Annotated in this window: 22 protein-coding genes and 1 pseudogene; 8 read left to right on the forward strand and 15 right to left on the reverse strand. The window is 69.0% G+C overall.

Going from position 1 to position 26,200, the window contains the following annotated elements:
- The first annotated feature begins 96 nt into the window (after positions 1–96).
- Complete coding sequence (ybaK, locus tag AC0VYB_RS02735; RefSeq protein ID WP_009377682.1) at positions 97–597, forward strand: Cys-tRNA(Pro) deacylase; 501 nt, start codon at positions 97–99, stop codon at positions 595–597.
- A 34-nt stretch (positions 598–631) separates the two neighbouring features.
- On the opposite strand, the gene AC0VYB_RS02740 is transcribed toward ybaK, so the two are convergent.
- Together AC0VYB_RS02740 and AC0VYB_RS02745 are read right to left on the reverse strand one after the other, a co-directional pair.
- Positions 632–913: a DUF1949 domain-containing protein gene (locus AC0VYB_RS02740; RefSeq protein ID WP_475385029.1), complete on the reverse strand. Its 282-nt coding sequence runs from the start codon at positions 911–913 to the stop codon at positions 632–634.
- Positions 914–978: 65 nt separating this feature from the next.
- Positions 979–1,365 (reverse strand): annotated as a pseudogene (locus AC0VYB_RS02745) (IMPACT family protein); the annotation flags it as partial.
- Between AC0VYB_RS02745 and AC0VYB_RS02750 the strand changes: the two are divergent.
- A complete protein-coding gene (locus AC0VYB_RS02750) occupies positions 1,364–2,725 on the forward strand; it encodes an aspartate aminotransferase family protein (RefSeq protein WP_063249977.1) in 1,362 nt (453 codons plus the stop codon). The pseudogene AC0VYB_RS02745 and the gene AC0VYB_RS02750 sit on opposite strands and share 2 nt — an antisense overlap.
- Positions 2,726–2,730: 5 nt before the next feature.
- Here AC0VYB_RS02750 and AC0VYB_RS02755 read toward each other — a convergent pair whose 3' ends face one another.
- Positions 2,731–4,362, reverse strand: coding sequence for an amidohydrolase (locus AC0VYB_RS02755; protein ID WP_190247457.1), 1,632 nt, complete (start codon positions 4,360–4,362; stop codon positions 2,731–2,733).
- Between the two features lie 22 nt (positions 4,363–4,384).
- Complete coding sequence (locus AC0VYB_RS02760; RefSeq protein ID WP_259788224.1) at positions 4,385–6,193, reverse strand: thiamine pyrophosphate-dependent enzyme; 1,809 nt, start codon at positions 6,191–6,193, stop codon at positions 4,385–4,387.
- Positions 6,194–6,318: 125 nt separating this feature from the next.
- On the opposite strand from AC0VYB_RS02760, the gene AC0VYB_RS02765 reads away from it, so the two are divergent.
- From AC0VYB_RS02765 to AC0VYB_RS02785, 5 genes are all read left to right on the forward strand, one after another.
- Positions 6,319–9,171 (forward strand): aminotransferase class I/II-fold pyridoxal phosphate-dependent enzyme, encoded by a 2,853-nt coding sequence (locus tag AC0VYB_RS02765; RefSeq protein WP_131248422.1) that lies wholly within the window; start codon positions 6,319–6,321, stop codon positions 9,169–9,171.
- A gap of 35 nt (positions 9,172–9,206) precedes the next feature.
- Positions 9,207–9,566 (forward strand): UBP-type zinc finger domain-containing protein, encoded by a 360-nt coding sequence (locus tag AC0VYB_RS02770; protein ID WP_063249973.1) that lies wholly within the window; start codon positions 9,207–9,209, stop codon positions 9,564–9,566.
- A gap of 26 nt (positions 9,567–9,592) precedes the next feature.
- On the forward strand, positions 9,593–9,841 hold the full coding sequence (locus AC0VYB_RS02775; RefSeq protein WP_009377690.1) for a DUF2630 family protein: 249 nt from the start codon (positions 9,593–9,595) through the stop codon (positions 9,839–9,841).
- Between the two features lie 178 nt (positions 9,842–10,019).
- Positions 10,020–11,711: a GMC family oxidoreductase gene (locus AC0VYB_RS02780; protein WP_341456227.1), complete on the forward strand. Its 1,692-nt coding sequence runs from the start codon at positions 10,020–10,022 to the stop codon at positions 11,709–11,711.
- A 295-nt stretch (positions 11,712–12,006) separates the two neighbouring features.
- Positions 12,007–12,876, forward strand: coding sequence for a hypothetical protein (locus AC0VYB_RS02785; protein ID WP_278372444.1), 870 nt, complete (start codon positions 12,007–12,009; stop codon positions 12,874–12,876).
- A gap of 16 nt (positions 12,877–12,892) precedes the next feature.
- On the opposite strand, the gene AC0VYB_RS02790 is transcribed toward AC0VYB_RS02785, so the two are convergent.
- From AC0VYB_RS02790 to AC0VYB_RS02815, 6 genes are all read right to left on the reverse strand, one after another.
- The gene (locus AC0VYB_RS02790) at positions 12,893–13,396 is read right to left on the reverse strand and encodes a protein-tyrosine phosphatase family protein (RefSeq protein ID WP_063249971.1); all 504 of its coding nucleotides are present in this window, start codon (positions 13,394–13,396) and stop codon (positions 12,893–12,895) included.
- 91 nt (positions 13,397–13,487) lie between these two features.
- Entirely contained in the window at positions 13,488–14,270 is a 783-nt protein-coding gene (locus tag AC0VYB_RS02795) for an amino acid ABC transporter ATP-binding protein (RefSeq protein WP_063249988.1), read from the reverse strand.
- 6 nt (positions 14,271–14,276) lie between these two features.
- Positions 14,277–15,068 (reverse strand): amino acid ABC transporter permease, encoded by a 792-nt coding sequence (locus AC0VYB_RS02800; protein ID WP_095376139.1) that lies wholly within the window; start codon positions 15,066–15,068, stop codon positions 14,277–14,279.
- Between the two features lie 145 nt (positions 15,069–15,213).
- Positions 15,214–16,050 (reverse strand): ABC transporter substrate-binding protein, encoded by an 837-nt coding sequence (locus AC0VYB_RS02805; RefSeq protein WP_095376138.1) that lies wholly within the window; start codon positions 16,048–16,050, stop codon positions 15,214–15,216.
- A gap of 176 nt (positions 16,051–16,226) precedes the next feature.
- Complete coding sequence (locus AC0VYB_RS02810; protein WP_009377701.1) at positions 16,227–17,654, reverse strand: MFS transporter; 1,428 nt, start codon at positions 17,652–17,654, stop codon at positions 16,227–16,229.
- Between the two features lie 208 nt (positions 17,655–17,862).
- Positions 17,863–19,071 (reverse strand): MFS transporter, encoded by a 1,209-nt coding sequence (locus AC0VYB_RS02815; RefSeq protein WP_193338815.1) that lies wholly within the window; start codon positions 19,069–19,071, stop codon positions 17,863–17,865.
- A 224-nt stretch (positions 19,072–19,295) separates the two neighbouring features.
- Between AC0VYB_RS02815 and AC0VYB_RS02820 the strand changes: the two genes are divergently transcribed.
- On the forward strand, positions 19,296–20,714 hold the full coding sequence (locus AC0VYB_RS02820) for an MFS transporter (RefSeq protein ID WP_101624174.1): 1,419 nt from the start codon (positions 19,296–19,298) through the stop codon (positions 20,712–20,714).
- A 4-nt stretch (positions 20,715–20,718) separates the two neighbouring features.
- Here the strand turns inward: AC0VYB_RS02820 and pcaDC are convergent, their stop codons facing one another.
- From pcaDC to AC0VYB_RS02845, 5 genes are read right to left on the reverse strand one after another with little or no spacing between them, the layout of a single operon-like run.
- On the reverse strand, positions 20,719–22,014 hold the full coding sequence (gene pcaDC, locus AC0VYB_RS02825) for a bifunctional 3-oxoadipate enol-lactonase/4-carboxymuconolactone decarboxylase PcaDC (RefSeq protein ID WP_101624173.1): 1,296 nt from the start codon (positions 22,012–22,014) through the stop codon (positions 20,719–20,721).
- 49 nt (positions 22,015–22,063) lie between these two features.
- Complete coding sequence (locus AC0VYB_RS02830) at positions 22,064–23,452, reverse strand: lyase family protein (protein WP_101624172.1); 1,389 nt, start codon at positions 23,450–23,452, stop codon at positions 22,064–22,066.
- A gap of 31 nt (positions 23,453–23,483) precedes the next feature.
- A complete protein-coding gene (pcaG, locus tag AC0VYB_RS02835) occupies positions 23,484–24,059 on the reverse strand; it encodes a protocatechuate 3,4-dioxygenase subunit alpha (protein WP_101624171.1) in 576 nt (191 codons plus the stop codon).
- Positions 24,052–24,852 carry a protocatechuate 3,4-dioxygenase subunit beta gene (pcaH, locus tag AC0VYB_RS02840; RefSeq protein ID WP_101624170.1) on the reverse strand — a complete coding sequence of 267 codons (801 nt, stop codon included), beginning with the start codon at positions 24,850–24,852 and terminating at the stop codon, positions 24,052–24,054. Before pcaH ends, pcaG begins: the two co-directional genes overlap by 8 nt.
- Positions 24,853–24,904: 52 nt before the next feature.
- Positions 24,905–26,089 (reverse strand): 4-hydroxybenzoate 3-monooxygenase, encoded by a 1,185-nt coding sequence (locus tag AC0VYB_RS02845; protein WP_009377715.1) that lies wholly within the window; start codon positions 26,087–26,089, stop codon positions 24,905–24,907.
- Positions 26,090–26,200 lie beyond the last annotated feature (111 nt).

The following is a 26,200-nucleotide window of genomic DNA, read 5'->3' on the forward strand; positions in this document are numbered from 1 at the left end:
ACAACATTCCGTCCGTATCGACGCGGGACATCTCGGGGCCGCCGGGCCTTGGAGGGTGTCCCGTTCGGTCCACGGGCAGGAGGCACGATCCCCCCTATGACAGTTGCATCCAAACCGGCAAGCGCGGCGACCCCGGCCGTCCGAGTCCTCAATCTCGCAGGAATCGACTACAGCCTGCACAGCTTCGACCACGATCCCGCCACCCGACGCTACGGCTCGGAGGCCGCCGACAAGCTCGGCGTCGGATCCGACCAGGTGTTCAAGACCCTGATGATCCAGGTCGACGGCTCGCCCGTCACCGCCCTCGTCCCCGTCTCCGGACAGCTCGACCTCAAGGCGCTGGCCTCGGCGCGGGGAGCGAAGAAGGCCCAGCTCGCCGGCGTCGCCGAGACCGAGCGCCGCACCGGCTACCCCGTCGGCGGGGTCTCCCCGTTCGGGCAGCGCCACGCCGTGCCCGTCGTCATCGACCGCACCGCCCTCGAGCACGCCTCCGTCTTCGTCTCCGCCGGCCGCCGCGGACTCGAGATCGAGATCCGACCCGAGGACCTCGTCATGCTCACGAACGCGCAGGTCGCGAAGATCGCCGCTCTCGACTGAGCGATCCGCCGGCAGGCTCAGCGCACGCGCACCCTCAGGCCCATTCGACGTCACCGACGTTCGGATGGGCCTGACCTGCTGTGAGGTCGGCGAACATCGCCAGTGCCGGGTCCACCTCGGCGACGGGGACGAGGACGGTCAGCCCCACCTCGGCGCCGTAGCTGGCCCGCACCGACCATCCCCGCACCTCGGCGGCTCGTTCGAGGGCGTTCGCCCGGGCATAGTCGACGCTGGCACGCACCGGGACGAGTTCCCGTCTGACCACGACGGGGGCGCGATCGACCGCCGCCGAGGCGGCCTGACCGTACGCGCGCACGAGTCCCCCGCACCGAGCAGGGTCCCGCCGAAGTACCTGGTGACGACCGCGACGACAAAGGTGAGCTCGTGGCCGAGGACGACGTCGAGGATCGGAGCGCCCGCGGTCCCGGCCGGTTCGCCGTCGTCGCTGAACCGCTGGGTGCGGGAGTCGGGATCGAGGACGAACGCGGTGCAGTGGTGACGGGCCTTGGGGTGGAGGGCGCGCTGCTCGGCGATGACCTCGCGGGCCTCGGCCTCATCGGCGACCGGGGCGACGAGGCCTAAGAACTTCGAGCGCTTGATCTCGATCTCGGCCTCGGCGCGGTCGGTGATCGTCCGGTAGGGCATGCGGCCCACTCTAGCGAAATGCCACCGGCACGCCCTGACCTGCCCTGCGCAGTCCCGACCTCCTCTACCATGGCCGTAGGCGGCGCCGCCGCACCGAACCCCACGGCGAAAGGCCATCGACATGGAGAAGTTCAGCGACGCGGAGCTCGAGGCGATCCGAGCCGAGTCGGCCCGTGCCTACGATCTCGACCGGGCCCACGTCTTCCACTCGTGGTCAGCGCAGAGGACGCTCGACCCGATGACCGTCTCCCGGACCGAGGGCTCCTACATCTATGACGGCGAGGGCCGGCCGCTGCTCGACTTCTCCTCCCAGCTCGTCAACACGAACATCGGTCACCAGCACCCGAAGGTCGTCGCCGCGATCAAGGAGCAGGCCGACCTCATCTGCACGATCAGCCCCGCCCACGTCAACGCCGCCCGCTCCGAGGCCGCCCGCCTCATCACCGAACGCACCCCGGCAGGCCTCGACCACGTCTTCTTCACCAACGGCGGCGCCGACGCGAACGAGCACGCGATCCGCATGGCCCGCCTCCACACCGGCAAGCACAAGGTCCTTTCCCGCTACCGGTCCTACCACGGCGGCACCCAGACGGCGATCAACGTCACCGGGGATCCGCGGCGGTGGAGGAACGACCTCGGCGACTCCGGCGTCGTCCACTTCTTCGGTCCCTTCCTCTACCGCAGCGAGTTCGACTCGACCACCGAGGCCGAGGAGACCGAGCGCGCCCTGCGCCACCTGCGGCGCACGATCGAACTCGAAGGCCCCTCGACGATCGCGGCGATCGTCCTCGAGTCCATCCCCGGCACCGCCGGCATCATGATCCCGACCCCCGAATACATGCAGGGTGTGCGCGCACTCGCCGACGAGCACGGCATCGTCCTCATCGCCGACGAGGTCATGGCCGGGTTCGGCCGCACCGGGAAGTGGTTCGCCTTCGAGCACTTCGACATCGTCCCCGACATCATCACCTTCGCCAAGGGCGTCAATTCCGGGTATGTGCCGCTGGGTGGGGTGATCATGAGCAACGACATCTACGACTCCTTCGCCGAGGTGGCCTACCCCGGAGGGCTGACGTACTCCGGTCATCCGCTCGCGTGCGCCGCCGCGGTCGCGACGATCGATGCGATGGAGAACGAGGGGATGGTCGAGCACGCGGCCCGCATCGGCGAGGAGATCATCGGACCCCGCCTGCGCCAGATCGCCGAGTCCTCGAAGCACGTCGGCGAGGTCCGCGGCACGGGTGCGTTCTGGGCGATCGAACTCGTCTGGGACAAGGAGACGAAGGAACCGCTCGCCCCCTACGGCGCAGGCTCGCCCGAGGTCGCCTCGGTGCTCGCGTCTCTCAAGGAGTACGGTCTCGTCGCGTTCACCAACTACCACCGCATCCACGTCGTCCCGCCGATCAACATCAGCGAGGACGACCTCGAGAAGGGCCTCGGGATCCTCGACAAGGTCCTCACCGACCTCGATTTCGCCCGCTGAGGCAGCTACCTCGCGTCGTGGGTGAATGCGCCGCCGAGGACGGTGGCGCGCACGGGGATGTCGGCGATGTCGGCAGGCGCCACCTCGGCGGGATGGGCATCGAGGGCGACGAAGTCGGCGAGCTTCCCACGTGAAAGGGTCCCCTTCTCGGCTCCCTGCCCCGAGGCGATCGCGGCGACCGAGGTGTAGGCGGCGATCGCCTCGGCGGGAGAGAGCCTCTCGGAGGCCGCGCCCATGACGTCGCCCTCCCGGGTGGCGCGGGTGACGAAGGCGCCGATGCCGCGCAGGGCGGTGCCGTCGGCACACGGTCGATCCGAGCTGCCCGGCAGCAGGACCCCGGCGTCGACGAAGGACTTCGCGCGGTAGAGCAGCCTCCGACGCTCGGGCCCGAGCGAGCGGTTCATCCCATCCCCGATCGCTTCGGCGAACGCGGCCTGCGGGGTCACGGCGATGCCGTGGGAGGCCAGGGTCTCAAGGTGCTCGTCGTGGACGAGGCCCGCATGCTCGATCCGGTTGGGCACGGCCCGTCTGCCGAAGCGGGTCTGGGCTTCGACGATGTACGCGATCGCCGCATCGACGGCGGCGTCGCCGATCGCGTGGACGGCGAGTGACCATCCGGAGGCGTAGGTGTCGAGGATGCGCTGCCGCAGCTCCTCGGCATCGGCCTGGAGGTAGCCGGGATGGTCACGGCCCTCGTAGTTCTCCCGCAGCGCCGCGGTCTCCCCGGACATCGCCCCGTCCATGAAGAACTTCACCGGTCCGATGCTGATCATGTCGTCGCCGAGGCCGGTGCGCAGTCCCGCGTCGAGGCCGATGCCGAAGCCGTCGGCGGAGTTCGCGGCGATCGGGTGGAGGCCGTCGGCCTGGGGCATGAGCTGGGCTCGGGCGCGCAGTTTGCCCTCCTCGCGGGCGCGCAGGTACGCAGAGATCTCGATGGGGGAGTGGCCGATCCACCCGTAGGCGATGCCGCACTCCCCGAACGAGGTGATGCCCTCTCTCGCATACTGCGCGGTGGCGAGGTCGAGGGCGTCGACGATCGTCTCGAGCGAGTACGGGCGGATGAGGTCCTGGACGAGTCCCTGCGCGGTCTCCTCGACAAGGCCCGTCGGGTGCCCGGCGGCGTCGCGGACGACCTTCCCGCCGATGGGGTCGGCGAAGTCGGCATCGAGGATGCCGGCGAGCTTCATCGCCGCGGTGTTGACGATCGCCGCGTGCCCGGAGGTCTGGCGCATGAACAGGGGTCGGTCGCCGGTGATCTCGTCGAGGCGGCTCAGTTCCGGGTACTGTCCGTCGTAGTCGCGGTGGGCGAAGCCGGTCGCCTCGATCCACTCCCCGGCAGGGGTGACTGCGGCCGCCTTCTCAAGGGCCGCGTAGACGTCGGGCAGCCCGCCCGGCATCGCCGTGACGTCGACCGAAGCGAGCGTGAGGCCGTACCACGTCGTGTGGCAGTGAACGTCGTTGAAGCCGGGCAGCACGATCGCCCCGCCGAGCGACTCGACGCGGTCGGCGCTGATCCCGTCGAGCTCCTCGTCGAAGCCGATGATCCGCCCGGAGCTCACGCCGATCTTCGTCGCCCGGGGGCGGGCGGGGTCGAGGGTGTGCGCGTCGAGATCGGTGAAGATCGCGTCGATTCTCACGGAGTGCCTTTCGCGTGTGCGTTCAGAGTCTCGGCCCGCGGATCGCAGAGTCGGTGATGCAGTGGACGATGGCCGGTCCCCGGTGGGCCAGTGCCGCGGCGAAGGCCTCCCGGAAGTCCTCGGTCCGTTCGACCCGGATCCCGAGTCCCCCGAACGCCGTGGCCATCGCCGCGAAGTCCGGGTTCTCAAGCGTCGTTCCCGTCGCCCGACCCGGGTAGTCGCGGTCCTGATGACCGCGGATCGTGCCGTAGACCGAGTTGTCGTTGATGACGATCGTGACATCGACCCCGTACTGGACGGCCGTCGCGAGCTCCTGCCCGGTCATGAGGAAGTCCCCGTCGCCGGCGATGCAGAACACCGTCCGGTCGGGGGCGACAAGTCCCGCGGCGACCGCGGCCGGCAGACCGAAGCCCATCGACCCGTTCCGCGGCCCCAGCGCCGAGGGGAATCCGTGCGTGGGCAGGAACCGCGTCGCCCACCCGGAGAAGTTCCCCGCCCCGTACGTGATGATCGCGTCCGCCGGCAGCAGCTCCCTGACGTGGGTGAACGCCTCGTCCATGTCGACGAAGGTGCGGTCATAATCCTTCGCCGAGGCGGCCGTGGCCACCTCGTTTGCCCCTCCCGGCTCCTTCGCCGAGGCGGCTCCCGCCGAGATCGCCCCTGCCGGGACCGGGACCGGCTTCGGCTCCCGCCAGTCCAACAGCTCAGCGCGGGCCTCCTGGATCCAGGAGGGCAGGGTCGTGTCGTCGGAGCCGGCGTCGTCGGCCGCCCCGCCTCTCGTCCCACCGTCTGCCACCTCGGCGATGCTGCCGTCAGCGGAGACCGTGTACGCGGGGGTCCCGTCCTCGGTGAAGAGTCGTTCGGCGAACCGGTTCACCGAGGTGACGATGTGCTCGTCGAGACGCCCGAAGTGCCCGTGCGCGTCCGGATCGGGACCGATGATGATCGTGCGCTGATCCGTGCCGATCGTGAACCCGTCGGTGGCGACATCGGTGCGCACGCAGCCGAGGAAGATGTGGAGGTCGGCCTCGGCGAACACCCGCTTCGCCACGGGAGCGGCACCGTAGCCGAGGATCCCGAGGAAGTTCGGCGCATCGTGGTCGATGCCGTCGTAGGCGCGGAACGTGGCGATGACGCCGAGCCCGCGGTCGCGCGACCACTGGGCGATGCGCTCGGCGGTGGCCGGGTCCCAGTCCTCGCCGCCGATGACGAGCACGGGACGTTCGGCCTGGTCGATGCGGGCGCGCAGCTCGGTGAGGTCCCCGTCGGCCGGGGCTGGGACTCCGAGCGCCCGCGGGGCCAGCACCGGCGCGGATGTCCGCTCGGTGAGCACCTCCTCGGGCAGGCCGATGATCACGGGTCCCGGCCGGCCGGACACGGCGGTGTGGAGGGCATCGACGACCACCTCGGCGGCCTTGTCAGGATCGTCGAGGACGAGGACCTTCTTCGCCGTCGTTCCGAACCACGCGGAAAGGTCGAACTCCTGGAACGCCTCACGCCCGCGCGCGGCGGTGGGGATGAGGCCGACGAAGACGACGAGCGGGGTCGCATCCTGGTAGGCGGTGTGGACGGCGGCCATGACGTTCGCCGCCCCCGGCCCGCGGGTGACCATGGCGATGCCGGGGATCCCGGTCATCCGCCCCTCGGCCACTGCCATATAGCCGGCACCGCTCTCCTGCCGGCACACGATGGTCTCGATCGGGGAGTCGTGGAGGCCGTCGAGGACGTCGAGGTACGACTCCCCGGGCACGAGATACGCCCGCCTCACTCCGTGGGCCTCGAGCTCCTCGACGATGAGATGGCCGGCGGTCTGTGACTCGGTGACATCCATGATTCATGCTTATCACTCTTTCGTCTCAAGTGGGCACCGCGGTGTCCACGCGTTCGAGGGGAGGCCGTATGATCGTCAGCACAACGGATTCCGCACCAGCGCACCACCAGCCAGGAGGCTCCAGCATGACCGGCATCGATTCCGACGATTTCCCGGGAGGCGCCCCCTTCGCCTCCGGCCTGTCCTCGGACAGGGGCGGCAAGCCGGTGTCGACCCGCCAGGGCTTCCTCACTCGGCCGGAGAAGGCCAGGCTCGAACGTGACCCGGGGATGCCTGCGAGCACGTGGCGGCTGCGCTCGGACGCATGGGAGTACCTCAAGTACGCGATCAAGCGCCTCGTGATGAGCGGCGGAGACTTCTCGATGATCGCCGCCGACGGTGAGGTCTGGCGGTCCCTGCGGTCGCTGAAGACGATCGAGCTCTACTGGGGCGGGTTCGGTCAGCGCTACGTCGAGGAGATCGCCCAACTCCTCTCCGACGGCGAATTCGACAAGGCCCATGACATGATCACCCGCGCGGTCAACCGGCTGCGGGGAACGACGGTGCCGGACACGATCGACGAGGAGCTCACCGAGGAGGAGCGTGCGGAGATCCGCGACCGGCAGGACCCGCGGCCCCGCTTCGAGGTCCTCATCGTCGACGAGACGACCGAGGGTGGGCGCGACGAACTCCACGCCGACCTGCTCAAGCTCCGCAGCGCCTCCGACCAGTTCATCTACGACTACGTCATCGTCCCCACCGCCGATGACGCCGTCGTCGCCGCGCTGACGAACCCCAACCTCCTCGCGTGCGTCATCCGCCCCGGTTTCACAGACCGCACCCGCGAAGTGCTCAGCCGCGATCTCCGCAACGCCGTGGCGCTCGCCCACGAGGGCACGACCTCGTCGCCGACGGGTCCGATGAGCCCGCTCAACTCGGTTCGCCGGGTGCTGCGGCTGGCCGACACGCTCGCGGGCCTGCGCCCCGAACTCGACCTCTACCTCATGGCCGGAGCCCACATCGAGAGCCTCGCCGGGGCGCTCACCCACCGCTTCCGCCGGGTGTTCCGGCGCGAGGACCAGTTCGAACTCCACCTCTCCCTGCTCCGCCGTGTCCAGCACCTCTACGACACCCCGTTCTTCGCCGCCATCCAGGAGCACGCGAGGCGGCCGGCCGGCGTCTTCCACGCTCTGCCCGTCTCCCGTGGCGGTTCGGTCGTCGGGTCGAAATGGATCTCCGACTTCGTCGACTTCTACGGCCTCAACCTCCTGCTCGCCGAGACGAGCGCGACCTCCGGTGAGCTCGACTCGCTCCTCGCCCCCGTGCGCACCCTGAAGAAGGCACAGTCGCTGGCGGCCCGCGCGTTCGGGGCGAAGCGGACGTACTTCGTCACCAACGGCACGTCGACGGCGAACAAGATCGTCCACCAGGCCGTCGTCGCCCCGGGCGAGATCGTCATGGTCGACCGCAACTGCCACAAGTCCCACCACCATGCGCTCATGCTCACCGGCGCCCGCCCTGCCTACCTCGAGGCGTACCCGCTCAACGACTTCGCGTTCTACGGCGCGGTGCCCCTGCACCGGATCAAGCAGCTCCTCCTCGACTATCGGGCCGCCGGCCGCCTCGACGAGGTGCGGATGATCACGCTGACGAACTGCACGTTCGACGGCATCGTCTACGACCCCGAGCGCGTCATGGCCGAGTGCCTCGCGATCAAGCCCGACCTCGTCTTCCTCTGGGACGAAGCGTGGTTCGCCTTCGCCCGCTTCCACCCCGTCACCCGCAAGCGCACCGCGATGGTCGCGGCCGAACGCCTCGACGAGACCCTGCGGACGAACTCCCACGATGCGGCCTACCGGGAGCAGCGCAAGCGCCTGTTCGATCCCGTCACCGGGGAGCCGGCCCCCGACGAGGTGTGGCTGAACGAGACCCTGCTCGCTCCGCCGGACGCGACGATCCGCGTCTACGCGACCCAGTCGACGCACAAGACGCTCACCGCGCTGCGGCAGGGCTCGATGATCCACGTCTACGACCAGGAGTTCGGCTCCGGCGCCGAGGAGGCCTTCCACGAGGCGTACATGACGCACACCTCGACGTCGCCGAACTACCAGATCCTCGCCTCCCTCGACCTCGGCCGCCGGCAGGTGGAGATGGAGGGCTTCGCGCTCGTCCAGAAGCAGCTCGACCTCGCTGTCAGCCTCGCCTCGGCGGTGGCCAGGCACCCGCTGCTGAAGAAGACGTTCCGCGTGCTCACCGCCAAGGACCTCATCCCCGCCGAGTACCGGGAGACGACCCGGTCGATGCCGCTGCGGGATGGACTCGCGACGTTCTGGAACGCGTGGACGACGGACGAGTTCGTCGTCGACCCCAGCCGGATCACCGTCGAGATCACCGGCACCGGCGTCGACGGGGACACGTTCAAGCACGAGTACCTCATGGACCGCTACGGCATCCAGGTGAACAAGACGAGCCGGAACACCGTGCTCTTTATGACGAACATCGGCACCTCCCGATCCGCCGTCGCCTACCTCATCGAGGTCCTCGTCAAGCTCGCCGAGCGGTTCACTGACCCGTACAAGGTCGGCCCCTCCGACGCCTCGACCGAGCCGAGCGCGGTGATGCCGCCCCTGCCGGACTTCAGCGCCTTCGCCCCCGAGTACGCCGCCGAGGTGCCCGCCGACGACCCCGCGGCGCAGCTGCCCGACGGGGATCTCCGGTCGGCCTACTACGCGGGCCTGCGGCAGAAGTCCGTCGAGTACGTCCTCCCGCACGAACTGCGGCGGCGCGTCGAGAACGGGGAGGCCCCGGTCTCGGCCGGGTTCGTCACCCCGTACCCGCCAGGGTTCCCCGTGCTCGTGCCCGGTCAGGTCATCACCGCCGAGGTGCTCGACTTCATGTCCGCCCTCGACACCCGGGAGATCCACGGCTACGACGCCCGCCTGGGCTACCGCGTCATCCTCGCCGAGGTGGCCGGAGAGGCAGAGGTCACCGACGTATAGGTTACGGACAGTGTGACCTGTGCCATACTCGGTGCATGGACATCCGACTCGAACCCGGAGACATCGATCCCTCAGTCCCGCCCTCAGGGCCCGGCTGCGTCGAGTGCGAGGAGACCGGCGGGTGGTGGGTCCACCTGCGCCGGTGCGCGGCATGTGGGCACATCGGCTGCTGTGACACCTCGCCCTCACAGCACGCGAGCAGGCACGTCAAGGAGACCGGCCACCCGGTCACCCGCAGCTACGAGCCCGGGGAGGAGTGGTTCTTTGACTTCCGCACCGAGCAGGCCTTCGAGGGCCCGGAGCTCGCGCCGCCCCTGGCCCACCCCGAATCCCAGTCCGTGCCCGGGCCCGCCGACCGCGTGCCGGCAGACTGGATGGACAAGATCCACCGCTGAGGCCCACCCCTGAGAGAGGACTCCCCATGACCACCGACAAATCGATCCACGAGCAGATCAACGCCGCCGTCGAGGAGGAGCGCGAGCTGCGCCGCCGCCTCGGGCAGGGAGAGATCACCGAGGAGCACGAGCACCAGCGCATCGCACAGCTCGAGGGCGAGCTCGACCAGCTCTGGGACCTGCTGCGCCAGCGCCAGGGAGAGCGCGACGCCGGACGCGATCCCAACCTCGCCAAGGAGCGTCCCGTGAGCGAAGTCGAGGGCTACCTCCAGTGACCGAGGCCGTCCAAGGCTCAGGGGACTCCGTCGAGGACGCACCCGAGTACGACTTCGTCATCGTCGGCTCGGGGCCGGTGGCGGTCCGCTCGCGGCCAACCTCGCCGAGGAGGGGTTCACCGTCGCCGTCCTCGAGGCCGGCGGGAACCACGAGTGCGGGTACTACGACACCCCCGTCATGCAGGCCTATGCGAGCGAAGACCCCGACATGGTGTGGAACTTCGCCGTCTCCCACTACGACGATCCCACCCGGGGGCGGGAGGACTCGAAATGGGACGACGACCTCGGCGGGATCCTCTATCCCCGCGGATCGACGCTCGGCGGCAGCACCGCGGTGAGCGCGATGGTCCACATCGCCCCGCAGCCCCGGGACTGGGACGGACTCGCGGAGCTCACCGGCGATGAGAGCTGGGGGCACGGCCCGATGCGGGAGATCTTCGAGCGCATCGAGGACTGGCAGGGCGTCGACGCCCTGCCGCTGCCCGGTGACAGCGAGGCCGACCGGGACGCGAAGGCCCGCCACGGGCGCGACGGGTGGTTGCAGACGACACGGGCGGACCCCGCGATCGCCGGCCGGGAACCCCGCTTCCTCGACATCATCAACGCCACCGAGACGACGAGTCGGCAGCTCTTCGGCATCCCCGAGGACATCTCCCTGCCGCGCGACATCAACGCCGCCGACACCCCGCCGAGCTATCAGGGCATGTCCTTCGTCCCCGTCGCCGCCGGCGGCGGCCGGCGCAACGGCAGCCGGGAGCGCCTGCTCGCCGCACGCGCCGCACATCCGGATCGGCTGACGATCATCGAGGATGCGCTCGCCACCCGGGTGCTCTTCGACGGCACCCGTGCGATCGGCGTCGAATACCTGGCCGGGGCCGGACTCTACGCTGCGACCCCGCCGGAGCGACGCTCCGATGATCCCTCGCCGAGGCGGTCGGCCGTCCGTGCCCGCAACGAAGTCATCGTCGCGGCAGGGGCCTTCAACACCCCGCAGCTGCTCAAGCTCTCGGGCATCGGACCGGCGGCGGAGCTTGAGGAGTTCGGGATCCCCGTCGTCGTCGACGCGCCTGGGGTGGGGGAGAATCTCCACGACCGGTATGAGGTCTCCGTCGTCAACGAACTCGATGCCGACTTCCCGATCTTCGACGACTCGACGCTCGACCTGCCGGCGCCGGGTGAGCCCGATGACCATCTGCTGCGCGAGTGGAAGGACGATCGCGGCGGGCCGTACTCGACGAACGGGTCGCTCGCGGCGATGGTCGCGCACACGAGCGCCGGGGACGGGGACAACGCCGACGTCATCATCTTCTCGCTCGCGGCGGACTTCCACGGGTACTACCCGCACCACTCCTACGATGCGAAGCCGCACCACGATCGGATGAGCATGCTCGTCCTCAAGGGGTGGACGCGGGACCGAGCGGGCTCTGTGCGACTGCGCTCGGCGGATCCGCGCGATGTGCCCGACATCCGCATGCGGTACTTCGACGAGGGGTCTCCCGGGTGGGAGCGCGACCTCGACGGGGTCGTCGACGGACTCGAGATGGCGCGGACGATCGTCGGCAGCATCGAGAACACGAAGGTTGTGCGCGAACTCGTGCCCGGTGCCGAAGTCGCCAGTCGCGAGGAGCTGCGCGAGTTCGTCAAGCGCGAGGCGTGGGGCCACCATGCCTGCGGAACGGCGAAGATCGGCACTGACGATGACCCGATGGCCGTCCTCGACGGAGACCTGCGCGTGCGCGGGGTCGAGGGTCTGCGCGTCGTCGATGCGAGCGTGTTCCCCGACACCCCGGGCTTCTTCATCGCCAGCGCCGTCTACATGGTCAGCGAGAAGGCCTCGGACCAGATCATCGCGGAGTATCGCGACCGCTGAGTGCCGCTGGTGCCGAGGGGACCACTGCGCGGCGAAGGGACTGCCCAGAGCTCGTCCCCTCGCCGCGGAGCAGTCCGCTCGGCGGACAACAGAAATGAAGTGCCGCCACTCTCTGGACCATTTGATGTTGTTTGCTGTACATTAATGACTTATGGTCACGGTCTTCAGTTCGAAAGAACTGCGGGATCTCGGGTTCTCCGACTCCCGTCTGCGCGAACTCCTGGACTGCTGTGCGAAACAGGTGAGACGAGGCCACTTCGTGCTGTGGGAGGAGTGCGCGAATGATGAGCACGCTGTGCTCCATGACCTCCACGTGGAGACCGGCCGGCCCTATCCCCAGCAGTTCGATGACATCCGCGACAACACTGAGCAGCTGAAGATCCTCGTGCGCTCATACGCAGGGGAGCTCCTTCCCGATGCCGTCTTCTCGCACATCTCCGCTGCCATCATCCACGGGCTCGATCCCGCCTTCCCGGCAGCGAGCGCAATGGAGATCATTCGACCCAACTTCCACCGGGTCACGACCAGGTGCATCTGCCACCAGCGGACACTGCGGGATGACGAGAAGGACCGTGTCGGGGATCTGCCGGTGACGGCTATGCGACGCACGCTGCTCGACATCGCTCACGACTATCCGCTGGAGACATCGGTGCCTCTGATCTCTCAGGCTCTGCGCGAAGGGAGAATCGACAAGAGCTCCCTTCAGAACGGGATCCGGCCGCGCACGCGTGGCTGCGCGGTTGCACGGAGGGCAGTCGAGCTCGCGAGTCCCTTGTACGAGTCTGCAGGTGAGGCATTGTGCGCCGTGAAGTTCCACCGCTTCGGGATCACCGGCATGGTTCCGCAGGTCGGCTCGTACGATGCCAACGGCTCCTGGATCGCCCGCAACGACTTCCGACACGAGTCTTTGCCGCTCGCCGTCGAGTTCCACGGACTCGGCAAGTACTTCCTCAACGAGGGCGGCCCTGATCAGGCGAGTGCGAAGAACCATGAACGGCACATGAAGCTGCTCAACTCCGGGCTGCGCGTGTTCAACCTCGTGTGGGGGGACCTCTTCCGCGCCCAGCCGTTCCGGCAGATCAAGGCCGAGCTCGACGCGCTCGCCTCATCGAGACCGCCACTTAGCGCCGAGACCGACACTTCTAAGCGTCGGTCTCGGCGTTAACTGGCGGTCTCGATGCTCAGCCGCTGCTCTCGGGGCTGAAGCGCTCGATGTAGCGGCGCTGCCACGGCGTCTCGACCGCGCGGGGGTCGTAGTGCTCACGGACGAAGGCGACCGCCTCGGCAGGCGGGACCCCGTCGAGGATGGCGATGCATGCCAGCGCAGTGCCTGTCCGACCGCGGCCGCCGAGGCACGCGACGCCGACGCGCTCGGACTGCGACCGGGTCCACGCCTCGGTGAAAGCGGCAGCGGCGTTTCCAGAATCGTGCGGCAGGCGGAAGTCAGGCCACCTCACCCAGCGGTGCTCCGTCAACGCTCGACCTCCGGCCACCGTACCGCCGACCACTCCACTCGCCCTCGCCTCGAACTCCCGGCGCGAGCCGAGCAGGATGAGCTCGAAGTCCGCCGGCCCTGAGCCGCCTGAGCCTCCGACGTCACCAGAGTGTGCGAGCGAGCGCCCGCGCACCAGGCGACCTGACGGCAGCTCGAGGACGCCCGGCTCCGTGGCCTCCCACGTGGTCACAGCGTCCCTTGAGCGGACTGCGTCGGGGCGAGGGGACCGCTCCGGGCTGGTCCCCTCGCCCGCAACAGGTCCGCTCGGCGACTCCGACGTCTCACTCGAGCTGCCCCGGGTGGAGGACCCGGGAGAGGAAGTGCTTCGTGCGCTCGTGCTGGGGGTTGCCGATGACCTCGCGCGCGGGACCCTCCTCGACGACGACGCCGCCGTCCATGAAGACGACGCGGTCGGCGACCTGCCGGGCGAACTCCATCTCGTGGGTGACGACGACCATCGTCATCCCCGCCTCGGCGAGACTGCGCATGACGAGGAGGACATCGCCCACGGTCTCCGGATCAAGCGCTGAGGTGGGCTCGTCGAAGAGCATGAGGTTCGGGTCCATTGCGAGCGCTCGGGCGATCGCGACGCGCTGCTGCTGACCGCCGGAGAGCTGGTCGGGGTAGCGGTCGGCGAGTTCGGCGAGACCGACCTGCGTGAGCTTCTCACGCGCCACCTTCTCCGCCTCCGCCTTGCCGCGCCGCAGCACTCGGCGCTGCGAGATCGTGCAGTTGTCCACAACGGTGAGGTGGGGGAAGAGGTTGAACGCCTGGAAGACCATGCCGACGTGGCGGCGGAGGCTGTTGATCTCGACGTCGGGGTCCGTCGCGTCGTAGCCGGCGACGGTGATCGTGCCCGCATTGGGCTGTTCGAGGAGGTTGACGCAGCGCAGCAGCGTCGACTTGCCCGACCCTGAGGGGCCGATGAGGCAGACCACCTGTCCGGGCTCGACCTCGAGGTCGATGCCCTTGAGCACCTCGACGTCGCCGTAGGACTTGTGGAGGCCGGTGATCGTGCAGCCCTCGGCATGGATGTTCTCTGCCGGATTCGATGTGGTCGACATGTCCACCTACTTCTTGATCTTCGCGGTGCGGGATTCGAACCGTCTGGCCAGCAGCCCGAGCGGAACGGTGATGACGAGGTAGCAGACGCCGGCGACGACGAGCGGGGTGAGGCCCGCCTCGGGATTCGAGATCGCCTCCCGGCCGAACTTCGTCAGTTCGTACTGCGACGCGGTGAGCCCGAGGATGTAGATGAGCGAGGAGTCCTTCGTCATGAGGATGATCTCGTTCGTCAGCGGCGGCAGGATGATCCGGAACGCCTGCGGGATGACGATCGTGACCATCGCCCTCGTATGCGACATGCCCAGTGATCGGGCGGCCTCGTACTGACCTTTCGGCACCGCCTGGAGTCCGGCGCGGATCGTCTCGGCGATGTAGGCGGACTCGACGATGCCGAGCGCGAGCATGACCGTGACGTACGTGTCCATGCGGATGCCGAACGCGTAGGGCACCGCGTAGCCGAAGGCGAGGAAGACGAGGAGGGCGGGAACGCCGCGGAAGAGCTCGATGTAGGCTGTCGCGATCCACCGGTACGGGGCGACCGAGGAGATCTTCATGAGCGCGAGCAGGATGCCGAGCGAGAGCGCGAGGACGAACCCGAGCGCGGTGTAGATGAGGGTGTTGACCAGTGCCGTGGTGATGACCGCGGGGAACTGCGCGGCGATGACCTCGGGGTTGAAGAATTTGAGGTAGATCGTCTGCCAGTCGGCGAAGAACGCCGCGGCGAGGACGGCGATGATGAGGATGGCGTATTGGATGCCGCGCGATGTCCGTTCGCGCTGGCGCACGCTGAGAGCCAAGGTGTCTCCAAGGATCAGGGCTCGGCCTGAGATCGGTCAGGGCTCGAGCCGAAGGCGGGTCGGGTGCGTCGGGCGACGCTGGTGGTCCGCACACGGCTGGGGTCCGAGCGGCGAACGATCGCCGGTCGGACCCCAGGTGGGTGCATCAGCCCTGTGAGGCTCCGCGGTCGGCTTCCGGAATCCGGGCCGCGTCGGCGACATCGCCGAACCACTTGTCGACCGACTGATCGTAGGACCCGTCCTCGTACAGGCGCTGCATCGTGTTCTCGAACGCGTCGAGCATCGGCTTGTTGCCCTTCTTCACGGCGGCCCCGAGGACCTCTCCCGTGTCGAACTCCTCGACGAAGACGAGCTTGTCATCGGCGGCGACCGCCGTCGAGATGATCGAGATGTTGCCGATGACCGAGTCGACCTGCCCGGTCTGGATCGCCTGGGTCATCAGTCCCGAGTCCTCGAACTGGACGGGGGTCGCGCCGTTGTCCTTCGCGTACGTCTCACCCGTCGTCGCCTGCTGGACGCCGACCTCCTTGCCCTTGACGTCGGCGATGCCCTTGATGCCGGACTCCTTCGTCGCCATGAGCCCGAGGTTGTCCTTGAGATAGGGGGCCGAGAAGTCCATCTTCGTCTTCCGGTCCTCCGTGATCGACATGCCGGAGATCGCGATGTCGCACTGTGAGGTGTCGAGTGCGGAGCCGGACTGGATGGCCTCGAAGGCCGTGGTGATGACGTTGAGCTCGACACCGAGGTCGTCGGCGAGGCCCTGCGCGAGGTCGATGTCGAAGCCGACGTTCTCCCCGTTCTCGACGAACTCGAACGGTTCGTAGGGGATGTCGGAGCAGACGGTGAGCTGTCCTTCGCTGACGACGGGGACTCCGCCCTCAGCCGTCGGCCCCGCATCCGACCCCGAGCCGCCCCCGCCGCAGGCGGAGAGCGCGAAGAGGGCACCGGCGGCCACGGCGGCCATGGTCAAGCGTCGTTTCATGGATCCTCCCAGATCATCCGTGACGTCGGCGTCACGCGGGTGTGCGCCGCCCAGACTCTCAAACCTGGGCGGCATCTGTGAAGAATCGTACCGTGTCCTGTGTCACACCCATGTTTCCCCGGCCCTCGCCGAGGTGGTCGTTGCCGAATCGTATCCTTGCCGGGTCCCAGCCCGGCTCAGCTCAGTTCGGCCTCGATGTCGAGGTCCGCGGTCTCCTTCGCAAAATAGAGCGCGACGAGGGTGAGGATCGCGGCACCGACGATGTAGAGGCCGCACCAGAGGATCGTTCCGCCCTCGGCCTGCCAGAGGGCGACCATCGCGAACGGCGCGGGCCCGGCACCGATGACACCGGCCATGTTGTAGCTCACCGCCGAGCCCGTGTAGCGGACGTTGGCGGGGAAGAGTTCGGGCAGGTATGCGGCCATCGGTCCGAAGGTCAGGCCCATGAGGGTGAAGCCGATGATGAGGGCGGCGACGACGCCGACGGTGCCGGCGTTGAAGAGCGCATTCACGCTCAACCCGTAGGCGGCGATGAGGACGGTGACCCCCATGAGCATCTTCCGGCGTCCGAGCCGCTCGGCGAGCGGACCGGAGACGACGGTGAAGATGCCGAAGAACACGACGCCGATGATGAGATAGGTGAGGAACTCGTTCTTCGCATACCCCAGCCCCGCGACGAAGCCCGCGGGATCGAAGGGCTTCCCGGCCGCCTCGGCGGCTGCCTCTGCCTGACCCACGGTCGCGGGCGAGGTGCCGTACGTGAGCGTGAACGCGGTCATGAAGTAGAAGATGACGTAGGTCGCGAGCATGATGAACGTGCCGAGCAGCAGCGGCAGCCAGCTGCCGGTGAAGACGCGGCCGATCGGGGCGCGCGAGATCTGCTGGCGCGCCTCGACGAGCTGGAACGCCGGGGTCTCCATGAGGGTGAGGCGGACATAGAGGCCGACGGCGACGAGGAGGGCGGAGAGCAGGAACGGGATGCGCCAACCCCACGACAGGAACGCCTCGGGTGAGATCCACGTGCTCAGCCCGACGAAGAGGAGGTTCGCGAGGATGAAGCCGACGGGGGCTCCGAGCTGCGGGAATGTCCCCCAGATCGCGCGCTTGCCCGGAGGGGCGTTCTCCGTGGCGAGGAGTGCTGCACCCGACCATTCGCCGCCGAGGCCGACACCCTGGCTGAAGCGCAGAAGGACGAGGAAGAGCGGGGCGAGGACGACCCAGCCCGGCGTCGAGGCCGTGGGCAGGAGGCCGATGAGGAACGTGCCGATGCCCATGATGAGCAGGGATGCGATGAGCGTCTTCTTCCGCCCCACCCGGTCGCCGAAGTGGCCGAAGATGATCGACCCGACGGGGCGGGCGACGAAGGCGACGCCGAAGATCGCGAACGAGCTGAGCATCTGCGTCGTCGACGTCTGATTGGGGAAGAAGAGGGCGGGGAAGACGAGCGACGACGCGGTCGCGTACGCGTAGAAGTCGAAGAACTCGATCGTCGTGCCGACCATCGAGGCCGAGAGGACCTTGCCTCGGGTGTTGTTCTTCCGGGTCGCAGCGATCCGGTCGGACTCCGCTGCCGACTCCGCGCCGGGCTGTGTTTCAGTGGACATGTTCTCGTGTGCTCCGCGGTGGTGATGAGAGGAAGGCACGGGCGGTGGTGCTCGTGTCGGACGGACTGACAGTACGCCTGTCTCAGGGAGTGCACATGAGATGTCCCGGACTGTGAGATTGTTCTGATGTCCGAGTATTTCGGGTCAGAATCCTTCCCTCGCCGAGATGCTCGTCCTTCCCTCGCCGAGGCGGGGGTCCGGGTCCGCCTCAGACGTCGAGCTTCGTCCGGTGGGAGGTGTGCGGGCCGCCTCGGCGGAGGGCGATCGCGATTCCGAGGACGATGAGTCCGGCGAGGCAGAGCCCGACCCCCACCCAGGCCGGCGCCCGGTAGCCGAGGCCCGCGGTGATGACGATGCCGCCGAGCCACGCGCCGAGGGCGTTGGCGAGGTTGAACGCGGCATGGTTCATCGCCGCCGCCAGGCTCGGGGCATCGGTCGAGTCGCGGAGCAGTCGCATCTGCAGGGCAGTGGTGATCATCGAACCGGCGATGCCGATGAAGAAGAGGGCGACGATCGCGATCGCCGCGATCTGCGTGAACGCACCGAAGATCGAGAGCACGATCGCCGAGAGGACCATGCCGGCGACCCCGGAGCGCTCGATCGACTTGTCGACGAGTGGCCCGGCGATGAGGGAGCCCGCGGTCATCCCGAGGCCGTAGACGGCGAGCACCCAGGGGATCGCGGTGCCGGGGACGTGGGCGACCTCGGTCATCGTCGGGGTGATGTAGGTGTAGACGGCGAACATGCCGCCGAAGCCGACAGATCCGGCGACGAGGGTGAGGATGATCTGCGGCCTCGCCAGGGCCTTCATCTCCCCGCGGGCAGACGGCGCCTGGCTCAGCCTCACCTTCGGCACGGCGATGGCGACCATGATGACGGTGAGCACGCCGAGGGCGGCGACGAGGGCGTAGGCGCTGCGCCAGCCGAAGGCGTTGCCGAGCGCCGCGGCGACGGGGACGCCGACGATGTTCGCGATCGTCAGGCCGAGCATGACGCGGGCCATCGCCCGTCCACGTCGATTGAGTGGCACGAGAGAGGCGGCGACGATCGCACCGATGCCGAGATAGGCGCCGTGGGGCAGGCCGCTGACGAAACGCGCGATGTTGAACGTCGCTGGGTTCGGCGCGAGCATCGAGGCGATGTTGCCGAGAGCGAAGAGACCCATGAGGCAGAGCAGGAGCACCTTGCGGTCCATGTGGGCGGCGATCGTCGTGATGAGCGGTGCCCCGACGACGACGCCGAGGGCGTAGAGCGAGACGGCGTGTCCCGCCTCGGGGACGGTGATGTCGAGTTCCGCGGCGATGTGCGGCAGCAGACCCATCGTCGCGAACTCGGTGACGCCGATGCCGAAGGCGCCGATCGCGAGCGCGAAGACGGCGAACTTGTACGTGCTGCGGGGCACAGGGGCATCGCTCATGGCTGTCCTCTGGACTGGGGTGCGGGTGAGGTCGTGGGCGGCAGGGGCGCTCGCCGCAACCGGACCAGCCTAGTGGCCAGGGCTCGGCGCGGGAAGTCCCGGTCGTCACAATGTGAGCGGTCGAACAGGCGCCGCTGTGTCAGTGCACCGGGCTGCCGTGTCAGCGGTCGGGTCTACGCTGAGGGTGGTCGCAGCAGTCGAGGCAGTCTCGAGAGGAGTGTGCCATGGGCGAGAGCGTTGCCGCGGATCCGCACGCCGCGGACCCCGAACCGCCGCCGGGCGGGCAGCGGACGTTCCTCCATGTCCTCGTCAACACGGCGATCGCGAACGTGACGACGAGCTTCCTCTGGTTCGCGCTCACCTTCTGGGTCTATGTCGAGACCCGCTCGGTGCTCGCCACCGGCGTCATCGGAGGGGCGTACATGCTCCTCGTCGCCGTCTTCTCGATGTTCTTCGGCACCGTCGTCGACCGATTCCGCAAACGCCGGGTCATGGTCACCGCGACCGCGGGCACCCTCGTCCTCTTCGCGCTCACCGGGCTCATCTACCTCTCCGTGCCCGACGCCGTCCTCCTCGACGTGGCCGGGCCGTGGTTCTGGGTCTTCAGCCTCGTCATGCTCGCCGGCGCCGTCGTCGAACAGCTGCGCGGCATCGCCCTGTCGACGACCGTGTCCCTGCTCGTGCCCGGGCCGAGGCGGGCCAACGCGAACGGCCTCGTCGGCACCGTCCAGGGTCTCGGCTTCCTCGTCACCTCGGTGTTCAGCGGGCTGGCGATCGGGTACCTCGGGATGGGCTGGTCGATCCTCATCGCCGTCGTGTGCATCGGGCTCTCGCTTGCCCACCTGCTCACCCTCCGGATCCCCGAACCGGTCATCGTCCCCGCCGAGGGACAGCCCGGCTGGATCGACATCCGCGGCGGACTGACTGCGGTTCTCGCCGCTCCTGGGCTCTTCGCTCTCGTCCTCTTCACGACGCTGAACAACCTCGTCGGTGGCGTCTACATGGCGCTCATGGACCCCTACGGCATCGAGGTCTTCGGCACCGTCCAGACCTGGGGCATCGCGCTCGCGGTCGTCTCGACGGGCTTCATGGTCGGCGGCGCCCTGGTCGCGAAGTTCGGGCTCGGGCGCAACCCGATCCGCACCATGCTTCTGCTCTGCTGCCTCATCGGCGCCCTCGGAGCGGTCTTCGCGATCCGGGAGGCGTGGCTGCTCTACGGGCTGGGCATGCTCGGGTTCTTCATCGTCCTGCCCGCCGTCGAAGCCGCCGAACAGACCGTCATCCAGCGGGTCGTGCCCTACCGCCAGCAGGGGAGGGTGTTCGGCTTCGCAATGACCTTCGAGGCCGCGGCAGCCCCGATCACCGCATTCCTCATCGCCCCGCTCGCGGAGTTCTGGATCATCCCCTACATGGACTCACCCGCAGGTGAGGACCGCTGGGGCTGGCTGCTCGGAACCGGAGAGGTCCGCGGGATCGCGCTCGTCTTCGTGTGGTCGGGAGTGATCTCGATCCTCCTCGCTCTCGCGGCCTTCGGCACCCGCGCCTACCGGATGCTCTCGACCCAGTACCGGGAGGTCGCGGCGAACGATGAGAAGGACGTCGCCGAGGACAGCGACCCAGCCACCGGCGACCGGACCGCCTGAGTCCTCAGTCGAGTCCCTCGGCGTCGACTTCGGCCAGCGCCTCGGAGGCGACGGCGAAGGCGGTGTTGGCAGCGGGCACGGAGCAGTAGATTGCCGACTGGAGGAGGACCTCCTTGATCTCGTCACGGCTGAGCCCGTTGCGCAGGGCGGCTTTGACGTGCATCTTCAGCTCGGCCTCGTGGCCGCCGGCGACCATCGCGGTGAGCGTGATCGCCGAGCGCATCCGGCGGTCGAGTCCCGGCCGGGTCCAGATCTCTCCCCACGCGAAGCGGGTGATGAGGTCCTGGAAGTCGGCGGTGAAGTCGGTGACCGCCGCGTTCGCACGGTCGACGCGGGTGTCGGAGAGGACCTCGCGGCGCACCCGCATGCCCGCGGCCCACACCTCGTCTCGGTCGGCATCGCGGGGGCCCGACTCGGTCGGCAGTCCCGCCGCATCGTCCGCCTCGCCGCCGACCGACGCCGCATCGGAGAACCGGCCTGAGAGGAAGTCGGCGAGCAGCGTCGCGGTGAGCGCGGGCGCCTCGATGGGCACGAGGTGGGCTGCGCCTTCGATGACCTCGAGATGGGACTCGCGCACGCCCGAGGCGATCTCGGCGAGCTTCGGCGGCGGCGTCGGCTTGTCCTCGGATCCGGCGACGGCGAGGACGGGGAGAGCGATCTCCGCCAGCCAATCGCGGATGTCGAAGTCGGCGAGGGTGAAGCACAGGGCGGCGTAGGAGAACCGGTCGGCGTCCTGGAGGGAGTGGAGGAGTGCGGCCGAGGCCTCCGGCTCACGCTCCATGAACCCGGGAGCGAACCAGCGCTCGGCCGAGCCGATGACCTGGGTCGGGGTGCCCGAGATCGCGACGGTCTCCGCTCGCTCCTCCCAGCCCTCGCGTTCGCCGATCTTCGCCCCGGTGCAGAACGCCGCGACACGCTCGAAGCGCGTCGGGTGGTCGAGGGCGAGCTGGAGGGAGAGGGCCCCGCCGATCGAATCCCCGGCGAGCGAGACGCGAGCCTCGGGGGCGGCGACGTCGGGCAGGACGCGGTCGAGGGTTGCGAGCACCGCCTCGGCGAGGTCGGTCATCGTCACCGTCGGCACCTCCGCGCGGACGGTCCCCGCGGGGACGTCGGGAGCGGGGGAGCGGCCGTGGCCGGGCAGGTCGATGCCGACGACGGCGGTGTCCGGGGTGAGCCGTGCGAACTCCTCGGCCGCCGTCTGCCACAGCGCGCCCACGGAGGTGCCGAGGGAGGGGAGGACGACGAGCACCGAGGCGGCGGGGGTCGTCGGGGCGGTGAGGACAGAGGCGGTGAGTTCCACGGTGGTCGCTTTCGTCAGGTCAGTGCTGGTCGGGTGAGAGCTGGTCGGGTCAGTGCTGATCAGGTCGGGGGTCGCGCTCGGCGATCGCCGCGATGATCGTCCGCCGGATGTCCTCGGCCTCGCCGAGGCAGTTCTCCGGGGCGAAGAATCCCTCGACATCCGGTGGGGTCGGGTCGTCCGACGACCCGGACGACTGCGCGAGAGCGTCTCGCAGTCGCTGCTCCGGGTCACCACCCGGGGTGGTGATCTCCGCGACCTGGGCCTTCGACAGGCGGTCGCCGAAGACGGTCGTCACCTTCTCCGCGAAGATGCCGGGACTTGCGGCGTCGAGGTTGGTCCGCATCCGCGCCGCGTCCGCGCTCAGCCCGGCCACCGTCTCCTCGAGGAGGGTGAGCGAGGACAGGGCGAGCGTCATGAGCTCGGCCAGTGTCGGCCATTCGGCGTGCCAGGCTCCGTCGGAGCGCTCCTCGACCGCCTCGGCGGCCGTCGTCACCAGGGTCGCCATCGCGCCGGGCACGCGCATCCCGTTGCGGTGGAGGAGGACCGCCGAGGTGGGGTTGGTCTTCTGCGGCATCGCCGAGGATCCGCCGGTCGCCGCCAGGCGCAGCTCCCCGACCTCGGGGCGGGTGCCGATGAGGACGTCGCGGGCGATCGAGGCGCCGACGGTCACGCACTGCGTGAAGTGGGTCCCCCACGTCAGCACGCGGACCCGGTCGGTGTGCCACGGCACCGGCACCGCGGCCAGGGCAGCATCGGGTCCGCGCAGCTGGACCTGGAACTCCCGGAGGAGGACCTCGGTGCGCTCCCCGGCGAACTCCCGGATCGCCGCCCGGGTCCCCGCCGCGCCTCCAACCTGGACGTAGTCGATGACAGGCGTCAGCCGCCTGACTTCGTCGATCTCGGCCGCCCATGTCGCGACCCGCAGCCCGAAGGTCGTCGGCAGGGCCGGCTGGGTGAGCGTCCGGGCGAGGCAGAGGGTCTCGGCGTAGGTGTCGGAGAGCGCGACGAGGCGGGCGGTGATCCCCTCGAGCGCGGCCTGCGTCTGCCGGACGGCTCGGGAGACGAGGACACCGAGGGCGGAGTCGATGACGTCCTGGCTCGTCAGCCCCCGATGGACGATGCGACCGGTCGCGGGGACGAGGCGGGAGCGGACTGCGGTGAGGAACGGGATGACGGGGTTGCCGCCGGCCTCGGCGTCGGCGGCGAGGGTTTCCAGTGCGCCCGAATCGGCTGCCAGCGACCACGCGCTCGCCTCGATGGCCTCGACCACCTCGGTCCGCTGGTCGGCGGAGATGAGGCCGGCGGCCGACTGCGCGTTCACCCATGCCGCCTCGACGTCGCCGATGGCCGTGATGAGTGCCGCGTCGTCGATGCTCTCAGCCCCCCGGAGGTCGCCGGGGGCGAAGAGGAGGCGGGTGTGGGCCACCGGGTCGCTCATGCGGTCTCCCTCGTCGATGCTCGGTGCTGCCTCAGTCGTCGTGGCTGGGGAAGCGGAGGAACGGGGTCTCGTCCTCACCCTGCAACCGTATGTCGAAACGGAGGGATCCGTCAGCCTCCCGGACGGCGATGAGACGCTGCCGCTCCGCAGACTCCAGTGAGCTGAGGAGCGGATCGGTCGCGTGCGCCTCGGTGTCCTCGGGGAGGTAGACGCGGGTGAAGAGCCGGTTGAGCAGGCCCCGGGCGAAGACGACGACGCTGATGAACCGGGCCCGTCCCGCCTCGGTGGGGCCGGGTTCGACGGTCGAGAAGCTGAAGCGTCCTTCGGGCTCGGCCGCACACCGGCCGAAGCCGGTGAAGGTGAACTCGTCGCGGCGCAGGGACCCGGTCCTGAGCACGACGGTCCCGGTCTCGTCAGGCTGCCAGATCTCGAGGATCGCGTCGGGCACGGGGTCTCCGGCCCCGTCGTAGACGACGCCGTGGAGCTCCACGGCCCGGCTGGAACCCGGCGGGACGAGTTCTCGGTCGCCGGGGTAGGGCAGGGCGTAGCCGTAGAAGGGCCCGACGGTCTGGCCGGGGGTGGGGGTGAGGCGCGTCTGCTCAGTCATGGTCTTCCTCTTCCATCCAGGTGCGGTTCGACCCGGTGAGCACGATGTCCCACTGGTAGCCCATGAGGTACTCGTGTTCGGTGAGGTCGTGGTCGTAGGTCGCGATGAGGCGCTGCCGGGCCTTCTCGTCGGTGATCGACTGATAGATCGGATCGAGGGCGAAGAGCGGGTCACCCGGGAAGTACATCTGCGTGACCATCCGCTGCGTGAACTCCGAGCCGAAGAGCGAGAAGTGGATGTGGGCCGGCCGCCACGCATTGTGGTGGTTCTTCCACGGGTAGGGGCCCGGCTTGATCGTGAGGAACGAGTACGACCCGTCGGGGCCGGTGAGCGTGCGGCCGACACCGGTGAAGTTCGGGTCGATCGGTGCCGGATGCTGGTCGCGCTTGTGGATGTAGCGTCCCGCCGAGTTCGCCTGCCAGATCTCGACGAGCTGACCGGCCACGGGGCGGCCGTCGCCGTCGAGGACCCTGCCGGTTACGCGGATGCGCTCGCCGATCGGCTCCCCGCCGTGCTGGACGGTGAGGTCGGATTCGAGGATGCCGATGTCGCGGTGGCCGAAGGCAGGGGAGTGGAGTTCGATCGTCTCCGGGTCGGCGTGGCGCAGGTCCTTCGTCGGGTGGCGCAGGAGGGATGACCGGTAGGGCAGGTAGTCGAGTCGCGGCTGCGTTTCGGCCGGGGCTCCGCCGGCAACGGCGTCACGGTATTCGGTGCCGATCGCATCGATCTCGGCGCTCAGGGTCGCCTGCGACTCCGCGGCATCGTCGGGACCGGGGACTCTCGTCGCACTCATGATCGGGCCTCTCTTCTCTCGTGGTCAGGTCTCTCGTGGTTTAGGGAACTGGTCAGCCGTGCGGCCATCCGGTGTAGCACTCGGCGAGGTAGCGTCGGCCGTGCTCGGAGTCGAGCAGGGAGGTGAGCTCGCCGAGGCTGCGCTTCGTCTCGAAGGCATCCGCGGTCGGGTCGGTGTGGAGCATCCGCGTCATCTGGTAGGAGAAGTTCTGCGCCTTCCACACCCGCTTCGTCGCCGTCGTCGAGTACCGGGCGAGCGCCTCGGCGTCGGAGTCGCGCAGCGCCGCGACCAGCGCGGGGGCGAGGACGGCGACGTCGGCGAAGGCGAGGTTGAGTCCCTTCGCCCCGGTCGGGGGCACGGTGTGGGCGCTGTCGCCGGCGAGGAAGAGGGAGCCGTGCTGCATCGGTTCGGTGACGGCCGAGCGGAAGGGGAGGACGACCTTGTCCGTGATCGGTCCTGTCTTGAGTTCGAACCCGTCGGGGCCTGCGACTCGGGCCTGGAGTTCGGTCCAGATGCGGTCGTCGGACCAGTCGTCGGGATCCGTTCCCGGGTCGGCCTGGAAGTACATGCGCTGGACGTCGGCACTACGCTGGGAGATGAGCGCGAAGCCGCGGTCCGAGCGGGAGTAGATGAGGACCTCGTGGCTCGGCGGGGCCTGGCAGAGGATCCCGAACCAGGCGAACGGGTACTCGTGGAAGAAGCGTTGCCTCGAGGCCTCGGGGATCGACGCGCGCGACGGGCTGCGGGAGCCGTCGGCGCCGACGACATAGCGGGCGGAGATGCTCAGCTGCTCACCGTCCTCGGTGACCGCGCGGACGGACGGGGAGGTCGAGTCGATGTCGGCGAGGCGAGTGTCGGTGACCGAGTAGAAGGTCGGGCTGCCGGTCCGGGCACGGGCGGCGGCGAGGTCGACGAAGGCCTCGTTCTGCGGGTAGAGCCACACGGACTCCCCGACGAGGGAGGGGAAGTCGAGAGGGTGGCTGATCCCGTCGACGCGGACGTCGATGCCGTCGTGGCGATGGCCTGCGGAGTGGACACGGGAGTCGATGCCCGGAGTCTCGAGCATCCGGACCGAGGCGGCTTCGAGGATGCCGGCACGATGGGTGGCGGCGATGTCGTCACGGCTGCGGTTGTCGATGACGACCGAGTCGATGCCCGCGGCGTGGAGCAGGTGGGCGAGCATGAGCCCCGCGGGTCCTGCGCCGACGATCGCGACGTCGGTGTGGAGATCTGGCACCGTGGCCTCCTTGCCTGTGTGGGTGATCCCAGTGTGCTCTGGGCCACTCCGCTGCCGCGAGGGCGTTCCCATTGAACGGAAAAGAGATCCTTGACGTCGTCGTGCAGATTG

It is taken from the genome of Brevibacterium sp. Z349TD_9 (assembly GCF_056173565.1).